Source organism: Brucella sp. LJL56, assembly GCF_054871705.1.
This window is the reverse complement of record NZ_JBTXLQ010000004.1, coordinates 17,866-33,473: the sequence shown is the minus strand read 5'-3', so window position 1 is coordinate 33,473 and position 15,608 is coordinate 17,866. Positions and strand designations below refer to the sequence as shown.

Genomic DNA, 15,608 nt, shown 5'->3' with positions numbered 1-15,608 from the left:
ACTCTCTCAAGCACTTAAGGACTGACATTGATGAGTACTGACAATGAGCCGAATGGCACGCTGACCATCCGCGTTTCCGCCATGCCCAAGGACGCCAATTCAGCCTATGATATTTTCGGCGGCTGGGTGATGGCGCAGATGGATATGGCTGCTGGCATCCGTTCCGCCGAGCGCGCCAAGGGGCGTACGGTGACGGCGGCGGTACGCGAAATGTCATTCGCCCGGCCGGTAAAGATCGGTGACACGCTCTGCGTATACACGGAAATAACGCGGGTAGGCCGCACTTCCATCACACTGCGGGTCGAGGCGTGGGCGAAGCGCTATCTCAGCGATAAACGCGACCTTGTTACGCATGCCGAATTCATCATGGTTTCCCTGGATGCGGACGGCAAGCCGACACCGGTACCGCAGGAAGAATAAAGAAACGTCAAGCCCGGTATTGCGCCGGGCTTATTTGCAGGTGCGATAGCCGCTGCGGCGCTGCATCAGGTCGAAATGGAAGTGATCGGCATGTTCCGGATTGTAGCCGGGGCCGAGAACTGTCGTGAAATAGCCGCAGGCATCGGAGCGAACGCTGTTGAGCAGGCCCTTTTCGCGGAAGGCGAAGAATCCCGGCTTGCGCACCATGATGTTCTTGCCATTGTTCAGCACGATCTTGGTGACATCGATGGCGTTGCCGCGTGAATGTTCCGACATTTTCGCGCCGCGACGATTGTTCATGGTGCGGCAGGAATAGCCCCCGGCATTATAGATGGTGCTTACGCCGGACAGATAGCGCATCCGGGAGGCGGGTTGCAGGTCGCCCTTGATCCAGCGCGCAAAGGCTTCGGTCACCTGACAGTTCAGCGTTGCTGCCGGTTTGAAGGCGATGGACCCGCTGTTGAAACCGGATACCTCGATGGGGTTTGCGATCTGGCAGGAACTGCTGCGATAGATCGTCGGCTTTTCCTTGAATACAACGCCGAGCCGCTTCAGGCGCGTGCGGCAGGCGGCTTCCGCATTGGACATCGTGTAGATGTTTTCAGCGGCTGTTACCGGGTTTTGAATAGGTGCTGTGAAGCCGTAGTCGCCGGAATATTGCGGCTGGCTCTGCGGTGTGGATCGCGCGACGTGGTTTTCTTCCTCTTCGGCAAGCCCCACGATGCGTTCTTCCTGTGGCTCCGGCATGACAGGTGCGTCCACGACAGGGGCATTAACTGGAGCAGCACTTGCGACCGGCGCGTCGGGTACCATCATATCCGAATTGCCGACGCTGGCCTGCGGACGCGGGGCGCTTTCACCGGAACAACCGGCGATGATGGCCAGCAGAGCGATGGATAATGACGGAGCCAGACCTCGCAACCGGGAGCGCTGGCGGCTGACTGGAGCGTTGGCGGACAACACAGAACTCATGTCCATACCTTTTCTTCAGGAGACCAGACCGATGGCGTTTCCCGAATATTAGCCCGCAAGCGTAAAGGAAGAGTCAGCGCCGGTGTTAAGGGCTGTGGCGTAATCGGGGCAGCATTGGCAAAATGCCGCCGTTGTTTTATCACCGTGCTGCGGCTTCGGGCCATGCCGCAGACAACATCCTCCCGGTCCCTAAAGTCATTTCCATGTCAGCACTGATTTCGCCAAGCGTTCTGCCGATCCTGCTTCTCATCGGTTCGAATGTTTTCATGACATTCGCCTGGTACGGGCACCTGAAATTCACCAGCACGCCACTTATCACCGTTATTTTCATAAGCTGGGGTATCGCGCTGATCGAATATTGCCTCGCGGTTCCGGCCAATCGCATCGGACATGAGGTCTATTCGGCGGCGCAACTGAAGACCATTCAGGAGGTTATCACACTGGTGATCTTCAGCCTGTTTTCGGTCCTCTATCTCAAGGAAGCCTTTACCTGGCACCATCTGCTGGGCTTCGCTTTCATAGCAGGCGGTGCGGCGTTAATCTTCAAGGCATGACGCCTTTTATACCAGGGCGCTGAGATGCTAACGCATCACGCCCTGAAAATGCTCAATCGCCGCACAGGCTTAACCAAAACTCGATGAGTCAAACTCATCGAGTTTTGGTATTACTCGGCGGGAACGAGTGCCGGCTTGCGTTTCCAGAACATGGGAATGAGCTCTACGGCCATCATGGCGCCGAAGATCAGTCCGCAGCCGATGAAGCCGATGAAGGTTACGCGCTCGCCGAGGAAGATGGCGCCGAACAGGGCCGCGAAAAGCGCTTCCGATGCCAGGAAGATCGCGGCCTGTGCGGACGTCGTATAGCGCTGCCCGATGGCCTGCAAGGTGAAGGCGACGCCGGACGAGAAGACGCCGGTGAACAGGATTTCCTTCCAGGTGAGCGTAATGGCAGTCCAGTTGAAGTCTTCGACCATAGATGCGATGGCAAGCCCGACAACGGCGCTGGTCGCAAACTGGATGCAGCTTAGCGTTATCGGTCGCCCTGCGCGGTTTGCCCTGCTGATCAAGACCACCTGCAAGGCCCAGAAAACCGCACCGCAAATGACCAGCCAATCCCCTTGCTTGAGGGCGGTCAGCGCGCCTCCTGAAAGCAGAAATATGCCAGCAAGACATGCCGCCGCACTTGGCCAGACGACCGGGTGCGGCCATGTGCGAAACAGGATGACGCCGAGTACGGGCACCATCACGACATAAAGCCCGGTCAGAAAACCGGCATTGGTGACGGATGTGGTGATGAGCCCGATCTGCTGGAGAACGAGCCCGGTGAACAGGCTCAATCCGATGATAATGAAGAAGAGATAGTTCGACCGGCTCAGACGGACCTTCGCCCGACGCCCTTCCGCTACGGCCCATGGCAGGACCGTGAGCGATGCGATTGCCGAGCGGATGCCGATGAACAGAAACGGACCGATACTGGCCATCGCCGTTGATTGGGCGACGAAGCCCATGCCCCAGATGACGCCTGCCAGAAGCAGCAGCATGTTGGCTTGTACGCGCGTCATCATTGCCTCGTTTCGAACTTTTCAGCATATGTCACAATAGAAAGAGAAACCGGACACTTTTCAGTCTTTTCCGGTCGCCATGCTATAGGCAATATTATGGGCAGGCGGCAAGGGAACTTCCGATTCTGCGACATTCATGCATGATCTATTTTAGAACGATTTCTTACTGACGAGGTGTTTTATGCTTTCTTTGAATCGTCGATCTGTTGCGGTGACAACGATTGCCACGACGATGCTGTTTCTGGCGGGTGAGGAATCACAGGCGGCCTTCAAGAAAGTGCGTGATACGCTGGTTCTGTGCGATTTCGCGCAAAACTGCACCGTGACGCTCTCACCGGTCGCGAGCGACGGCGCGCCGGGATTGGGCGTCTTTCGCAGCGGCCAATCCGGGTCGAAACCGGTGTTGAAGCTTTCCTATGTCGATCCATCACAGAAAACCGGCAAGTTGGAGATTTCCGTCGACGGTCAAGCACTGCTCGATGTCGAGGTTTCGACCTTGAAGGCTGAGAACGACCAGCTCGACTATACGGGCGATATTGCCAAAGCGCTCGATGCGATGAAAAACGGCCAGAAACTGCAACTGAAATTTGCCGGAAAGACCTCGACCTATTCGCTTTCGGGCTTTGTCGGCGGGTTGATCTTTGTCGATGAGCAACAATCGCGCGACGGCACCGTCGAGGCATTGCAGGTGACGGGCAGAAAGCCTGCTCCCGTTCCACCGGCAATCAAGCTGATCGAGACCGTCGAAGAGATACCTGCTGAAATCCGCAAGGATTTTTCCGACGAAACGGCGGTTTGCGGCGGGGCCAGCCCCGGCACGTTCCGCAATGCGGGCGGTTTTGAAACGAAGGTTGCCGATGGTCTTGATCTCATCGGCCTGCCATGCGGATCGCCGGGTGCCTATAATCAGCCTTATAGCTTCTACAGCCGCTACGAAAACAAGATCGTGCCGATCTCGTTGCCGACCATTTCCGATGATGGCCCGACAGTGACCGACACGGCATGGAACATCGACTGGACGCAGAAGACCACGATGCTGACGGCTTTTTTCAAGGGGAGAGGGCTTGGCGATTGCGGCATCTACGATGTCTGGAAAGCCACAGACAGCGGCGAGGGTCGGGTGCGTTTCGTCCTGCTGCAGGAGCGGTCGAAAGGCGATTGCGATGGAAATTATGCGGGAGGTCCGGAAAAATGGCCTGCAAGCTGGCCGATCAACCCGAAATAGTACCGCTTGAGGGCACAGTTGACAGAGGCATACTTTTCCGCGTGAAATGATTGATGGAAATGCTATAGTTCTGTGAACGGCTATTCGAACGGTTCCGAGACGGATGTTTCGGTGACCGTTTTCTTTTTGTGTGTCGGAGGCTGCAGCCTTCGAAAAGCGCCTCGCATTATCCAAGCATTGCGCGAGGTGAGGCGGGCAAATCAAGATGCCGGTGCGTGCAGGCCTCGGGGTGAGGCGAGCACCGGACGAAGGAAAGGACTGGGTATGGAAAAGTTCCCTATGACCCCTGGCGGTTTTGCAAAGCTTAAGGAAGAGCTGCGCTGGCGTCAGCAATCGGAGCGCCCTCGGATTATTGAGGCAATCGCTGAGGCGCGTGCGCATGGCGATCTGTCGGAAAACGCCGAATATCACGCTGCGAAAGAAGCCCAAAGCCTGAATGAAGGTCGTATCAACGAACTGGAAGATCTGGTTGCGCGCGCCGAGATTATCGACGTCTCGAAATTGTCGGGCGACCGCATCAAGTTCGGCGCTACCGTCACTATGATCGACGAAGATACGGAAGAAGAGAAAATCTACCAGATCGTCGGCGATCAGGAAGCCGATGTGAAGGAAGGCCGCATCTCCATTTCATCGCCGATTGCGCGTGCGCTGATCGGCAAGGGCGAAGGCGATACGATTGAAGTCAACGCACCAGGCGGTTCGCGTTCCTACGAAATCGTCGGTTTGAAGTTCGTCTGATTTCCGTGTCCGCTGACAAGTCAGATTCAGGGTCAGATTCCGGACAGGTTCGGGTTCAGGATGTCGAGGTAGTGGCGCCAAATTTCAAGCGCCGCCTCTCCGGTGTCACATCGACGATTGTTCAGTTGATCCCTTTGCAGCGCGCAAAGGGCCTGAACATTGCGACGATGGGGCCGGGTCTGCCGGACACGCTTCCGCATCTGGGATGGAAGGCTCTTCTGTCTTTCTGGTCGAAGCCGAGGACAAAACCGTTCCGCATCTGGCATGCGCGGCGCAATATCGAAATGCTTGCAGGTATCTTCATGCGCGATGTGCTGCGCATGAAACTGCGGCTGGTGTTTACCTCGGCCGCACAGCGCCACCACAAGCCTTTTACCAAATGGCTCATCCGCCGCATGAATGCGGTGATTGCAACGAGCGGCCGGTCGGGAAGCTTTCTTGAAGTTCCGCACGAGGTCATCATGCATGGCGTGGACCTGCAGCGCTTCCATCCACCTGTTGGTGACGACGACAGCTTCGCGGCGTCGGGCCTGCCCGGAAAATATGCTGTGGGTTGTTTCGGCCGCGTCCGTTCCTCCAAGGGAACGGACCTTTTTGTCGATGCTATGATCGCGCTCTTGCCGAAATATCCGGACTGGACGGCGATCATTACCGGGCGCACGACTGCCGAACACCAGTCTTTCGAGGATGCTTTGAAGGCGAAGATCGCCGCTGCCGGTCTGCAGGACCGTATCCTCATTATGGGGGAAGTGCCGGATATCCGTATCTGGTATCGTCGCCTGACGCTTTATGTTGCGCCTTCGCGCAATGAAGGTTTCGGGCTGACGCCGCTTGAAGCCATGGCATCGCAAACGGCGGTGGTGGCCAGCGATGCAGGGGCTTATGCGGAAATGTTCGTTGACGAGACGGGCATATCGGTTCCGGCGGGAGACGGCGAAGCCCTGCGCAAGGCTATCGAGCCTTATCTAGCCGATCCGGCTCTGGCCGAGCGTGACGGCGAAAATGCTCTCAAGCACGTTCGCGCCACGTTTCCGCTCGAAAAGGAAGCTGCCGCAATCAGCGACGTTTACGAGCGCATATTCGCCGGGAAATAATAAGTACCCCCGGCGCAAAATCCAATATTTAAAGGATCATCAGTGGCTCGTCCTTGACCGGACGAATGGTCAGAGCGGTGCGCACGGAATCCACATTGGGAGCGGCGGTCAGTTCTTCGATCACGAAGGTCTGGAACGTGTTGAGATCGCGCGCGACGCAATGGAGCAGGAAATCGGATTCGCCCGAAACCATCCAGGCGCGGCGTACCAGCGGCCATTGCTTGGTTTTTTCGGCGAACGCCTTAAGGTCGGCATCGGCCTGACGGTGGAGGCCGACCGAACAGAAGGCGACCAGATCCTGCCCGAGCGAATTGCCGTTGAGAATGGCGCGATACCCTCGGATGACGCCGCTTTCTTCCAGCTTGCGCACACGGCGAAGGCAGGGCGGAGCCGAAATGCCGACGCGTTCGGCCAGCTCGACATTGGTGATGCGCCCGTTATTCTGGAGCTCCCGAAGGATTTTCCAATCGATTTCATCCAGATCGGCCTTGATCGGCATGCATAACTCCGCGCGCAAGGAAATTTCATTCCGGGGTAATTATAGAACATTCGTCGCCATCGTGGCGCAATCTAATCCTGCTCATATCAAATGAAGCAGGCGGATGTAAACTGCCTAACGCGCTGTCAACGCACCCAAAAAGCGCGCGTGAACAGGATATACACGGTAACGAGCTCCAGGCGCCCGACCAGCATCAGGAATGAAAGGACCCATAAGGCAGGGTCCCGGATGGTTGAAAAATTGCCGACGGGGCCGATGGTGTCGCCCAAACCGGGGCCAACATTGGAAAGCGCGGTCAGGGCACCGGTGAAGGCCGATACGAAGTCAAGTCCGAGTGAGGCGAGCAATACCGCGCCTGTGACGAGCGAAGCGCAGTAAAGGAACAGGTAGAGGAGAACATTCTGCGCAATGTCACCGGAGACTTCCGAACTGCCGTAACGGATCTTGATGACGGCATGGGGCATGATGAGGCGGGCGAGATTGGCCTGCGTCAGGCTCCACAGGATGATGAGACGGTTCATCTTGATGCCGCCCGACGTTGAACCGGCACAGCCACCCAGAAACGATGCGAGAAAGAAAATTCCAATCGCTGGCGGTCCCCAGAGCGAATAGTCCTCGGTGGCATAGCCAGTCGTCGTCATGACCGAGACGAAATGAAACGAGGCCGAGATCAATGCTTCGCCGAAAGGCACGTCGGAGCCGAGCCGCAGGACCACTGCGAGCGCAAAGCTGAAACCGATCACGATTGTGAAGAACAGCTTCACCTGCGGATCGGCAAGCAGTTCCATACGGCGTGGCATGAAGGCTTTGATGTAAAGCACGAAGGGCAAAGCCGAGAGCGCCATGAAGATCGTGGACACGATCAGAAGCAGTCGGTTTCCATCATAAAAGCCGATTGAACTGTCGTGAGTGGAAAAGCCCGCCGTGGCGACGGTCGTCAGGCCGTGATTGATGGCATCGAACACACTCATGCCGACGGCAAAATAGGCGATGATACAGGCAGCCGTCAGGCTGAGATAAGCAAGCACGATGCCCAGCGCGATCTGGTTCATGCGGGGGAGGATTTTTTCAGACTTGTCGGAGTTCTCCATGTGAAAGAGCGCAAGTCCGCCTGCGCGCAGCGAGGGCAGCATCAAGAGCGCCAGGCCGATAAAGCCTACGCCTCCGATCCAGCAAAGAAGCGAGCGCCACAAAAGAATGCCGCGCTGCATGTTGTCGAGCCCGGTCAGCGCGGTGGCGCCAGTGGATGTGACACCCGACATGGCCTCGAAGAACGCCGTCGCATAGCTGATCGGCAAATGCGAAAAATAAAGCGGGATCGAGCCGAGAAAGCTTGCCGTGAGCCAGAGGCACGCCGTCAGTAGAAAGCCGAGGCGCGGGGTGAAGCGCATGGTCTGGTTTTGCGTGGCGAGCAGGATCAGCGCAGAGAGCGCGCCCGTCGCCGCAGCCGAGCGCACGAAGATCAGCCAGTCGTCACTTCCGTCGCGCAGATCGATCGCAGCGGGCAGAAGCATGGCAGCAGCCATGATGAGGCCGAAACGCGCGCAGATATTGGCGACTGTTTTATAGATGGCTTCTGGCTCCGAGGTTGGGCGAATTGTCTCTTATATGATGTTTGTTTAGCGTGAGATCGATCCACCCGCAACGTGTGGCTATCAAAGGGTTTGCTTAAAGGTCACAAGCTGTGGCTAACGCACAGCAAATCCCTGCCAAACCTTGCAAACATTCAGGGGCAGACCTACTTTGGCCATAAGGTCGGGGCATTCGCCGAACTGGACGCGGAAGCGATTCCGGTGAGTTGGAACCCGCTGCTTTAAATCGATTTTAAAGTGCACCCCAAAAGTGTGAAACGGTTTTTGGACAAGGTGCCGAAAAGACAAACGTGCGAAAACAGACATAAGGAGCGTCGATCTGGCTCGATCAGGTCAAAACGCTCCGGGACCGGAGAGAACTTCATGTCACAGCGTCATGCGCCAGTCATCGTCATCGGCTCAGGTCCTGCTGGTTATACTGCAGTGATTTATGCCGCACGCGCGATGCTGAAACCCATCATCATTGCCGGGCTGCAGCAGGGCGGCCAGCTCATGATCACCACGGATGTAGAAAATTATCCAGGCTATGCCGAGCCGGTGCAGGGACCATGGATGATGGACCAGATGGCGACGCAGGCGCAAAATGTCGGCGCAGAAATCGTCCATGACATCATCACCGAGGTTGAAACCACCGTACGGCCTTTCCGCCTGAAGGGTGATTCCGGCACGATCTATACCTGCGATGCGCTGATCATCGCGACGGGTGCACAAGCCAAGTGGCTGGGCCTCGACAGCGAACAGACCTTCATGGGCGGCGGCGTTTCCGCCTGCGCGACCTGTGATGGTTTCTTCTATCGCGGCAAGGATGTGGTCGTCGTCGGCGGCGGCAATACCGCTGTCGAGGAAGCGCTTTATCTTTCGCATATCGCCAAGAGCGTGACGGTCGTGCATCGCCGCGACGGTTTCCGTGCAGAAAAAATCATGCAGGATCGCCTGCTTTCGCGCCAGAACGTCTCGGTTGTCTGGAACAGCGTGATTGACGAAATCCTCGGCACCGAGGCAAAGCCGCCAATGGGCGCGACTGTGACCGGCGTGCGCCTCAAGAACGTGGTGACGGGCGAGACGCAGGAACTCGACACGCATGGTGTTTTTGTCGCTATCGGCCACGCACCTGCGGTTTCTTTGTTCGAGGGCAAACTCAAGCAGAAGCCAAACGGCTATCTGTGGACCGCGCCTGATTCGACCGCTACCGACGTTCCGGGCATCTTCGCTGCGGGCGACGTCACGGACGATATCTATCGTCAGGCTGTGACTGCCGCCGGTTTGGGTTGCATGGCAGCTCTTGAAGCCGAGCGCTGGCTTGCTGCACAGGAACCGCTGCACGAAGCTGCGGAGTAGAGCATTTCCTGGCCAAAGGTGTGAGGCCGTTTTGCGTAAGGTGAATGCGGTGAAAACAATGAGAGGGGATAATCGTGGTCGCTCCGCTCGACTGGGATAAACTGCGCATTTTTCATGCTGCGGCTGAGGCTGGGTCGTTCACCCACGCGGCCCAGACATTGCATCTGTCGCAATCGGCTATCTCGCGTCAGGTAAGCGCGCTGGAGCAGGATGTCGGCGTCCCGCTGTTTCATCGTCACGCGCGCGGTCTCATCCTGACCGAGCAGGGCGAAACGCTTTATCGCACGGCACATGACGTGCTGATGAAGCTCGAAAATGTCCGCTCGAAACTTGCCGAGAGCAAGGAAAAACCGACAGGCCGTCTCCGCGTGACGACGACTGTTGGTCTCGGTTCCGGCTGGCTGGTCGAGCGCATTCAGGAATTCGTCGAGCTTTATCCCGATATCCAGCTCCAGCTCATCCTCGACAATGAGGAACTGGACCTGACGATGCGTCATGCAGATTGTGCCATCCGGTTGCGGCAGCCGCAGCAGCCGGACCTGATCCAGCGTCGTCTGTTCACGGTGCATATGCATGTCTATGCGTCCGCCGGGTATGTTTCGAAATATGGCAAGCTGAATTCGATAGACGAGATCGACCAGCATCGCGTCGTCACTTTCGGCGAACCGGCGCCAAGCTATCTGACAGGCCTGAACTGGCTGGAGATTGCCGGACGCGCCGATGGCAGCACACGCATTCCGGCGTTGCAGGTGAACAATCTGCTGTCGATTCGTCGCGCTGTGCAGCGTGGCGTCGGTATCGCTGTTCTGCCCGACTATATGGCCGACAAGGAATCCGGTCTGGTGCAGCTTCTGCCGGAACTGGAAGAAATACCGTCTTTCGATACGTTCTTCTGTTACCCGGAAGCTTTGAAGAACTCCGCGAAACTGCATGCCTTCCGCGACTTCCTGTTCTCGAAGGCCCGCAACTGGACCTATTGATCGTCGTTTGCGATTCATCAAAAGGTCGCGCTGATCGCCAGCGCGGCTTTTTTTGTTTTTAACGATGGCTGATTACTTGCGCGGCAAGAGGCGCTGGACTTCCTTGGAGGCATCGGCAAGGGCGTCTTCCGGCGTGGCAGACTGCTCGACGACGCGCGAAAGATTGTCCACGATGGTCTGCGTCACCTTCACGCCGTTCGAACCGGGGAAGGCATACCAGGGGATCATCAGCGACATCTGGCTGAGACCGGCCTTGAAGAGCGGATTTTCCTCATAGAACTTGCCGAGATATTCGTCGGACTTTGCAGCGAGTTCGTTGTTCGGCACATAGCCGGTGCCGGGGACGACAACGGAAGCACCGTATGGTCCGGCAGCGAATTTGGCGAATTTCCATGCCGCATCCTGCTTGGCCTGATCTTCGGTCAGGATGACAACCGCGTTGCCGCCAGTTGGCAGGCGACCCTTTTCAGCGTTGATGAGCGGGATTTTTGCCGTGCGAAGATCGAACTTGTCGCCGACATTTTTGATCGTGTTGCGCAGTGCACCGGTGGTCTGGAACGAGAAGCCGACCTTGCCAGCCGCGAAAGCCTGTTCGCCCGCAGCCTTGGTCAGAACCGGCATACCGCCTTCCTTCACCATGCGGTCGACCAGCTTGAAGGCTTCGAGACCTTCCGGACCGTTGAAGGCGACCTTCTTCTCGTCTTCGGTCAGCATGGTGCCGCCCGCGCCGAACAGAAGGGCTGAGAACATCCAGTCGTCGCCCTGCCAGCGGAAGTCGATGCCCTCATTGCCATCGCCGAGCGCCTTGATCTTGCCGCCGATCTCAATCACTTCGTCCCAAGTGGTTGGTGGAGTGTCGGGATTGCCGCCTGCCGCCTTCAGAAGATCGGCATTGTAATACATGATCGGGTTGGAGGTCGCGAAAGCAAGGCCGACCTGACGGTCGCCGACGCGGGCGAGGCTCAGCAGGTGATCGGTGAAGCCCTGCGCTTCCATGTCGGCTTCTTTTTCGACCAGCGGCTTCATGTCGACGCCGATATTGCGTTCCGCCAGAACACGCAGGCGGTTCAAACCGGTGAAGGTGATGTCCGGCATTTCCGACGTGCCAGCCTGACGCATGATCGTCTGGATGCCTTCTTCGTAGGTTGCCGACGGGCTGACGAAGTTGATCTTGATGCCCGGATTTTCCTCCATGAATTTTTTGGAGATGTCGGCCATGACATCCTTGAAGAAGCCCGGCATCGGGTAGTGCACGTTCAGTGTCGTGTCGGCAAAGGCGGGCGAGCCGAAGCCTGTTGCCATTGCCAGAGCGGCGAGTGCGCCAAGATTGCTTGCGAGGCGTTTCATGTTTGAACTCCTGTGGAGGATGGGAGGGATGAATTCAGCCCTTGAGGCCGGTGAGGGTGATGCCTTCGATGAAGCGGCGCTGGGCGGCGAGAAATGCCAGCAGCAGCGGCAGGGTGATGATGAGAGTCGCGGCCATCAGCGCCCCGTAATCATCGCCTGCTTCCGCAGCGCGGAAATAGAGGAGGCCGAGCGGTGGCGTGGCGCGTTCCATGCCGTTGACGACGATCAGCGGCCAGAACAGATCGTTCCAGTGCGCGACAACGGAGAAGATCGAGAAGGCGGTAATCGCAGGCCAGGCATTGGGCACGATCACCCGCATGACGATGCCTGCTTCCGACATGCCGTCGAGACGAGCGGCACTGATCAGATCGTCCGGCATGGCGCGGAAGAATTGCAGAAACAGGAATATGCCGAAGACCGAGATGAAGAACGGGGCGCTGAGAGCAAAATAGCTGTTGAGCACGCCGAGCTGGTTGAAGCCGACATAGAAGGGCAGTGCGGTGGCATGGATCGGCACGAGCAGACCGAGCATGACCATCATCATCATGGCGCGCTGGCCGCGAAAATTGAGTTTTGCCATGGCATAGGCGCAGGGAATGGCGACCACGACCTGAATGACCAGAACGAGTGCGCAGACGACCACGCCGTTAAACAGCAAAAGCCCCATCGGCACACGGTTGAATGCCTTGGCAAGATTATCCCACAGCGCCCAGTTATGCGGGATCAGCGACAAGGAAGACGAGAAAATATCCTGCTGCGACTTTGCTGCCGTCGACAGCATGAAAATATAGGGCGCGAGGAAAAGCAGGGCACCCAGTGAAAGAATGCCGAGGCGAAGCGAACGGGCAAGCGACATGGGAGGTTTCCTCAATAGTGGGTGCGGCGGTCCAGCACGCGGAACTGCAACATCATCAGGATCACGAGAACCGCGAGAAAGATCACTGTCATTGCCGAAGCATAGCCGACGCGCAGATAGACGAAGCCTTCCTGATAAATGGTCCAGAGCAACACTTCCGAAGCCTTGTTCGGGCCGCCTTCGGTCAGCGTCTTGACCGTCTCGAACACCTTCACGGCATTGATGATGCTGATCGTCGTGACGAAAAGCGTGGTGGGGCCGAGCAAGGGCCATGTGACCAGCCGGAAGCGCTCCCAGCTATTTTTCACGCCGTCCACTTCGGCTGCGGAATAGAGTTCTCGCGGAATGGCGGTGAGACCGGCCAGAAACAGCACCATGTTGAAGCCGACGCTCTGCCAGATGCCGATCAATGCGAGGCTGAACAGCACCGTCTCGCTGGAGCCAAGCCAGTTGGGGCCGGCAATGCCGATCATGCCCAGCATGGCATTGACGGGGCCGAGTGTCGGATGCAGCAGATATTGCCAGACGGTTGCCATGGCAACGAGGAGCGAGGCCACCGGCAGAAAGTAGACCGTGCGAAAGAAGGACTTGCCGCGAACTTCGCCTTCGATGAGGAGGGCTACGCCGAGGCCGAGAAAGACGGAAGCGGGGGCCACGATCGCGGTATAGATGGCGGTGTTCTTCAGCGAGATCAGAAATGTCCGGTCGCTGAACAGTTCGGCATAGTTATCCAGTCCGATGAATTCGAAACTGTCATAACCAAGCTCGAAATTGGTCAGGCTCCAGAAAATGACGGCCGCAGTCGGCAGGAGAATGAGCAGTACCGTCAGAATGATGGCCGGAGCTGCCAGTTTCCAGGCAAGCCGTTCCTCGCGGCGACGGGCTTCCTCGGCTGCCGTGCGTGCGCTGGCGGTTGCGTGGCCGGGTAACGTCATATCAGACATGAGCAGCAGCCTTTGCCGGTACTGCAAGCTTGACGATGTTCCCGGCGGGCTGGCGCAGGCGCAGACCGTCTTCTCCGAAGAGGTGGGCGTGGCTCGCATCGAAATTCAGGCCCACGGGTAGGCCGACGGCGATGTCGCGGGCTTCTTCGGGCGCAAGCTTTACGGTGAGGTCATGCGGGGCACCGGGAGCCTTGAGATAGACGAGCACTTCCGAACCGAGAAATTCGATCCGCGAGACCGCGCCTGCAATGCCCGTCTTGTCGTGCGGCTTGAGCTGAAGATGTTCAGGGCGAACGCCGATGCGGATAGCGGTGCCGGAATGGGCGGCGACGTCCTGCAGGATGGCGCGGCCTGCAAAATGTACTATGCCGCTATCGCTGACCAAGGCTTCCAGAATATTGATGCGCGGCGTGCCGATGAATTGCGCGACCTCGATATGGCGTGGATCATTATAGATCGCGGTCGGCGTGTCGATCTGCAGCAGTTTGCCGCCCATCATGACCGCAACGCGGTCGGCCATGCTGAGTGCTTCGGCCTGATCGTGGGTCACGTAGATGGTGGGGACACCGGCGCGGCGATGCAGTTCAACGATTTCCGCGCGGGTGTGAACGCGCAGATTGGCATCGAGGTTGGACAGCGGCTCATCCATCAGGAATGCGCCGGGCTGGCGGACGAGCGCGCGGGCAAGGGCGACGCGCTGGCGCTGGCCCCCGGACATCTGGCCCGGCTTGCGGTCAAGCAGATGGTCGATCTTGAGGCTCGTTGCGGTTGCCTTGACCTGCTTCTGGATGGCGGCGCGCTTGCTGCGCTGGCCGGGAATGAAAGCGCCGATCATGGGCAGGCGTTCCAATGCGGTCAGATCACGCATTGCCAGCGGCACTGCGATATTCTGCGCCGTCGTCAGATGGGGATAGAGCGCATAAGACTGGAACACCATGGCGATGTTGCGGTCTGCGGGATGAGCGCCGGTTATGTTGCGCCCTGCAAGCTCCACACTTCCTTCATCCGCATGGTCGAGACCGGCGAGGATGCGCAGCAATGTGCTCTTGCCGCAGCCCGACGGACCGACGAGGGCAATGAATTCACCCTCCGCAGCTTCGATGGAAATGCCATCGAGAATGTGGTTCCCCCCGTAGGATTTGCCGATATCGCGAAGGACGAGCGTGCTCACTGGCTTGCCTCCTCGGCGACTTTCTCGCCGTCGCCTGTGTGGTGCGGATAGACTTCATGCACCACATCATCGATGACATAGGGCGTCAGTTCATGGATGCGGGCGATGTGGCTTGTGGCGATTTCATCGAGATCGTGAACGACAGCGCCGAGAATGCGCTCGCCGGGGAGGTCGCGTTCCATCGGCCCGACGATGAAGGCTGCGGCTGGCGCCCAGATATAGTTCGTGCCGAAAGCATCGCCCGACCACGCACGGTGCAGGTGACCGCTGGCATGAAGCTGCACATTATACTGCGCGAAGAGATCATAAAGGCGCTGGCGTGGGGCAGGGCGAATGCCCCAATAACCGCTGTCGCCTTCATCCGGATCGTCCACAAAGAGCGGCTTGTGCGCGAAGACGGCGACGGGCTTGCCGTCACTGTTTTTCAACTCGTCTTCGAGCCACTGAAACTGCTCTTCTTCTTCGGCTTCACCCGATCCGATAATCAGGCTGTTGAGGCCGAAAATGCGCCAGTCGCCGAAATTTTCCGCCCAGCGATCCGGGCCGACATGACGGCGCCAGCGCATCAGGCGTTGCGCATTGACCGGCTGATGGCTTTCGGGAAGATGACCGATATCGTGGTTGCCGGGAAGACTGAGAACGCGCGCTGGAAGATCGTTCAGGCAGGCACGGCAGAACAGAAGGTCGGCTTCCACGTCCGCACCGTCGACTGTGAGGTCACCGGTGTGGATGATGAGATCGGGTTTCTGCTGATCGATCCAGGCAACGAGTGGTTCCCAGTTGCGGTTGAAGTGCGGCTTGATGGGGCTGAGGTGGGTGTCTGTAATCTGAACGATCCGCACGGGTACGCTCCTTCTCGGGTCTGTCACTT

General features: G+C 57.9%; 16 protein-coding genes. 7 read left to right on the top strand and 9 right to left on the bottom strand.

What is annotated here, in order from left to right; translation table 11 throughout:
* The first annotated feature begins 30 nt into the window (after positions 1–30).
* Complete coding sequence (locus ACYSN1_RS14495; protein WP_109987208.1) at positions 31–420, top strand: acyl-CoA thioesterase; 390 nt, start codon at positions 31–33, stop codon at positions 418–420.
* A 30-nt stretch (positions 421–450) separates the two neighbouring features.
* Here the strand turns inward: ACYSN1_RS14495 and ACYSN1_RS14490 are convergent, their stop codons facing one another.
* Positions 451–1,392 carry an extensin-like domain-containing protein gene (locus ACYSN1_RS14490; protein WP_461726573.1) on the bottom strand — a complete coding sequence of 314 codons (942 nt, stop codon included), beginning with the start codon at positions 1,390–1,392 and terminating at the stop codon, positions 451–453.
* A gap of 203 nt (positions 1,393–1,595) precedes the next feature.
* Between ACYSN1_RS14490 and ACYSN1_RS14485 the strand changes: the two genes are divergently transcribed.
* A complete protein-coding gene (locus tag ACYSN1_RS14485) occupies positions 1,596–1,946 on the top strand; it encodes a DMT family protein (RefSeq protein ID WP_461726572.1) in 351 nt (116 codons plus the stop codon).
* Between the two features lie 110 nt (positions 1,947–2,056).
* Here ACYSN1_RS14485 and ACYSN1_RS14480 read toward each other — a convergent pair whose 3' ends face one another.
* A complete protein-coding gene (locus ACYSN1_RS14480; RefSeq protein ID WP_461726328.1) occupies positions 2,057–2,953 on the bottom strand; it encodes a DMT family transporter in 897 nt (298 codons plus the stop codon).
* Positions 2,954–3,134: 181 nt separating this feature from the next.
* On the opposite strand from ACYSN1_RS14480, the gene ACYSN1_RS14475 reads away from it, so the two are divergent.
* From ACYSN1_RS14475 to ACYSN1_RS14465, 3 genes are all read left to right on the top strand, one after another.
* Positions 3,135–4,178, top strand: coding sequence for a DUF1176 domain-containing protein (locus ACYSN1_RS14475; protein ID WP_461726327.1), 1,044 nt, complete (start codon positions 3,135–3,137; stop codon positions 4,176–4,178).
* Positions 4,179–4,442: 264 nt separating this feature from the next.
* Positions 4,443–4,916 (top strand): transcription elongation factor GreA, encoded by a 474-nt coding sequence (gene greA, locus ACYSN1_RS14470; RefSeq protein ID WP_461726326.1) that lies wholly within the window; start codon positions 4,443–4,445, stop codon positions 4,914–4,916.
* Between the two features lie 5 nt (positions 4,917–4,921).
* Positions 4,922–6,010 (top strand): glycosyltransferase family 4 protein, encoded by a 1,089-nt coding sequence (locus ACYSN1_RS14465; RefSeq protein WP_461726325.1) that lies wholly within the window; start codon positions 4,922–4,924, stop codon positions 6,008–6,010.
* Positions 6,011–6,038: 28 nt separating this feature from the next.
* Here the strand turns inward: ACYSN1_RS14465 and ACYSN1_RS14460 are convergent, their stop codons facing one another.
* Both ACYSN1_RS14460 and ACYSN1_RS14455 read right to left on the bottom strand, forming a co-directional pair.
* On the bottom strand, positions 6,039–6,509 hold the full coding sequence (locus ACYSN1_RS14460; RefSeq protein ID WP_006471903.1) for an Lrp/AsnC family transcriptional regulator: 471 nt from the start codon (positions 6,507–6,509) through the stop codon (positions 6,039–6,041).
* Positions 6,510–6,634: 125 nt separating this feature from the next.
* A complete protein-coding gene (locus ACYSN1_RS14455; RefSeq protein WP_461726324.1) occupies positions 6,635–8,035 on the bottom strand; it encodes a TrkH family potassium uptake protein in 1,401 nt (466 codons plus the stop codon).
* 429 nt (positions 8,036–8,464) lie between these two features.
* On the opposite strand from ACYSN1_RS14455, the gene trxB reads away from it, so the two are divergent.
* Both trxB and ACYSN1_RS14445 read left to right on the top strand, forming a co-directional pair.
* Complete coding sequence (trxB, locus tag ACYSN1_RS14450; RefSeq protein WP_461726323.1) at positions 8,465–9,439, top strand: thioredoxin-disulfide reductase; 975 nt, start codon at positions 8,465–8,467, stop codon at positions 9,437–9,439.
* A gap of 74 nt (positions 9,440–9,513) precedes the next feature.
* Entirely contained in the window at positions 9,514–10,419 is a 906-nt protein-coding gene (locus ACYSN1_RS14445; RefSeq protein WP_061345943.1) for a LysR family transcriptional regulator, read from the top strand.
* 72 nt (positions 10,420–10,491) lie between these two features.
* On the opposite strand, the gene ACYSN1_RS14440 is transcribed toward ACYSN1_RS14445, so the two are convergent.
* The 5 genes from ACYSN1_RS14440 to ACYSN1_RS14420 are packed head-to-tail and all read right to left on the bottom strand — an operon-like array spanning position 10,492 to position 15,579.
* Positions 10,492–11,766 (bottom strand): ABC transporter substrate-binding protein, encoded by a 1,275-nt coding sequence (locus ACYSN1_RS14440; RefSeq protein ID WP_461726322.1) that lies wholly within the window; start codon positions 11,764–11,766, stop codon positions 10,492–10,494.
* A 34-nt stretch (positions 11,767–11,800) separates the two neighbouring features.
* Positions 11,801–12,622, bottom strand: a complete 822-nt coding sequence (locus ACYSN1_RS14435; RefSeq protein ID WP_461726321.1) for a carbohydrate ABC transporter permease — start codon at positions 12,620–12,622, stop codon at positions 11,801–11,803.
* 11 nt (positions 12,623–12,633) lie between these two features.
* Positions 12,634–13,566, bottom strand: coding sequence for a carbohydrate ABC transporter permease (locus tag ACYSN1_RS14430; protein ID WP_461726320.1), 933 nt, complete (start codon positions 13,564–13,566; stop codon positions 12,634–12,636).
* Positions 13,559–14,737, bottom strand: a complete 1,179-nt coding sequence (locus ACYSN1_RS14425) for an ABC transporter ATP-binding protein (RefSeq protein WP_461726319.1) — start codon at positions 14,735–14,737, stop codon at positions 13,559–13,561. The genes ACYSN1_RS14430 and ACYSN1_RS14425 overlap by 8 nt, the downstream gene beginning before the upstream one ends.
* Complete coding sequence (locus ACYSN1_RS14420; RefSeq protein ID WP_461726318.1) at positions 14,734–15,579, bottom strand: metallophosphoesterase family protein; 846 nt, start codon at positions 15,577–15,579, stop codon at positions 14,734–14,736. Before ACYSN1_RS14420 ends, ACYSN1_RS14425 begins: the two co-directional genes overlap by 4 nt.
* Positions 15,580–15,608 lie beyond the last annotated feature (29 nt).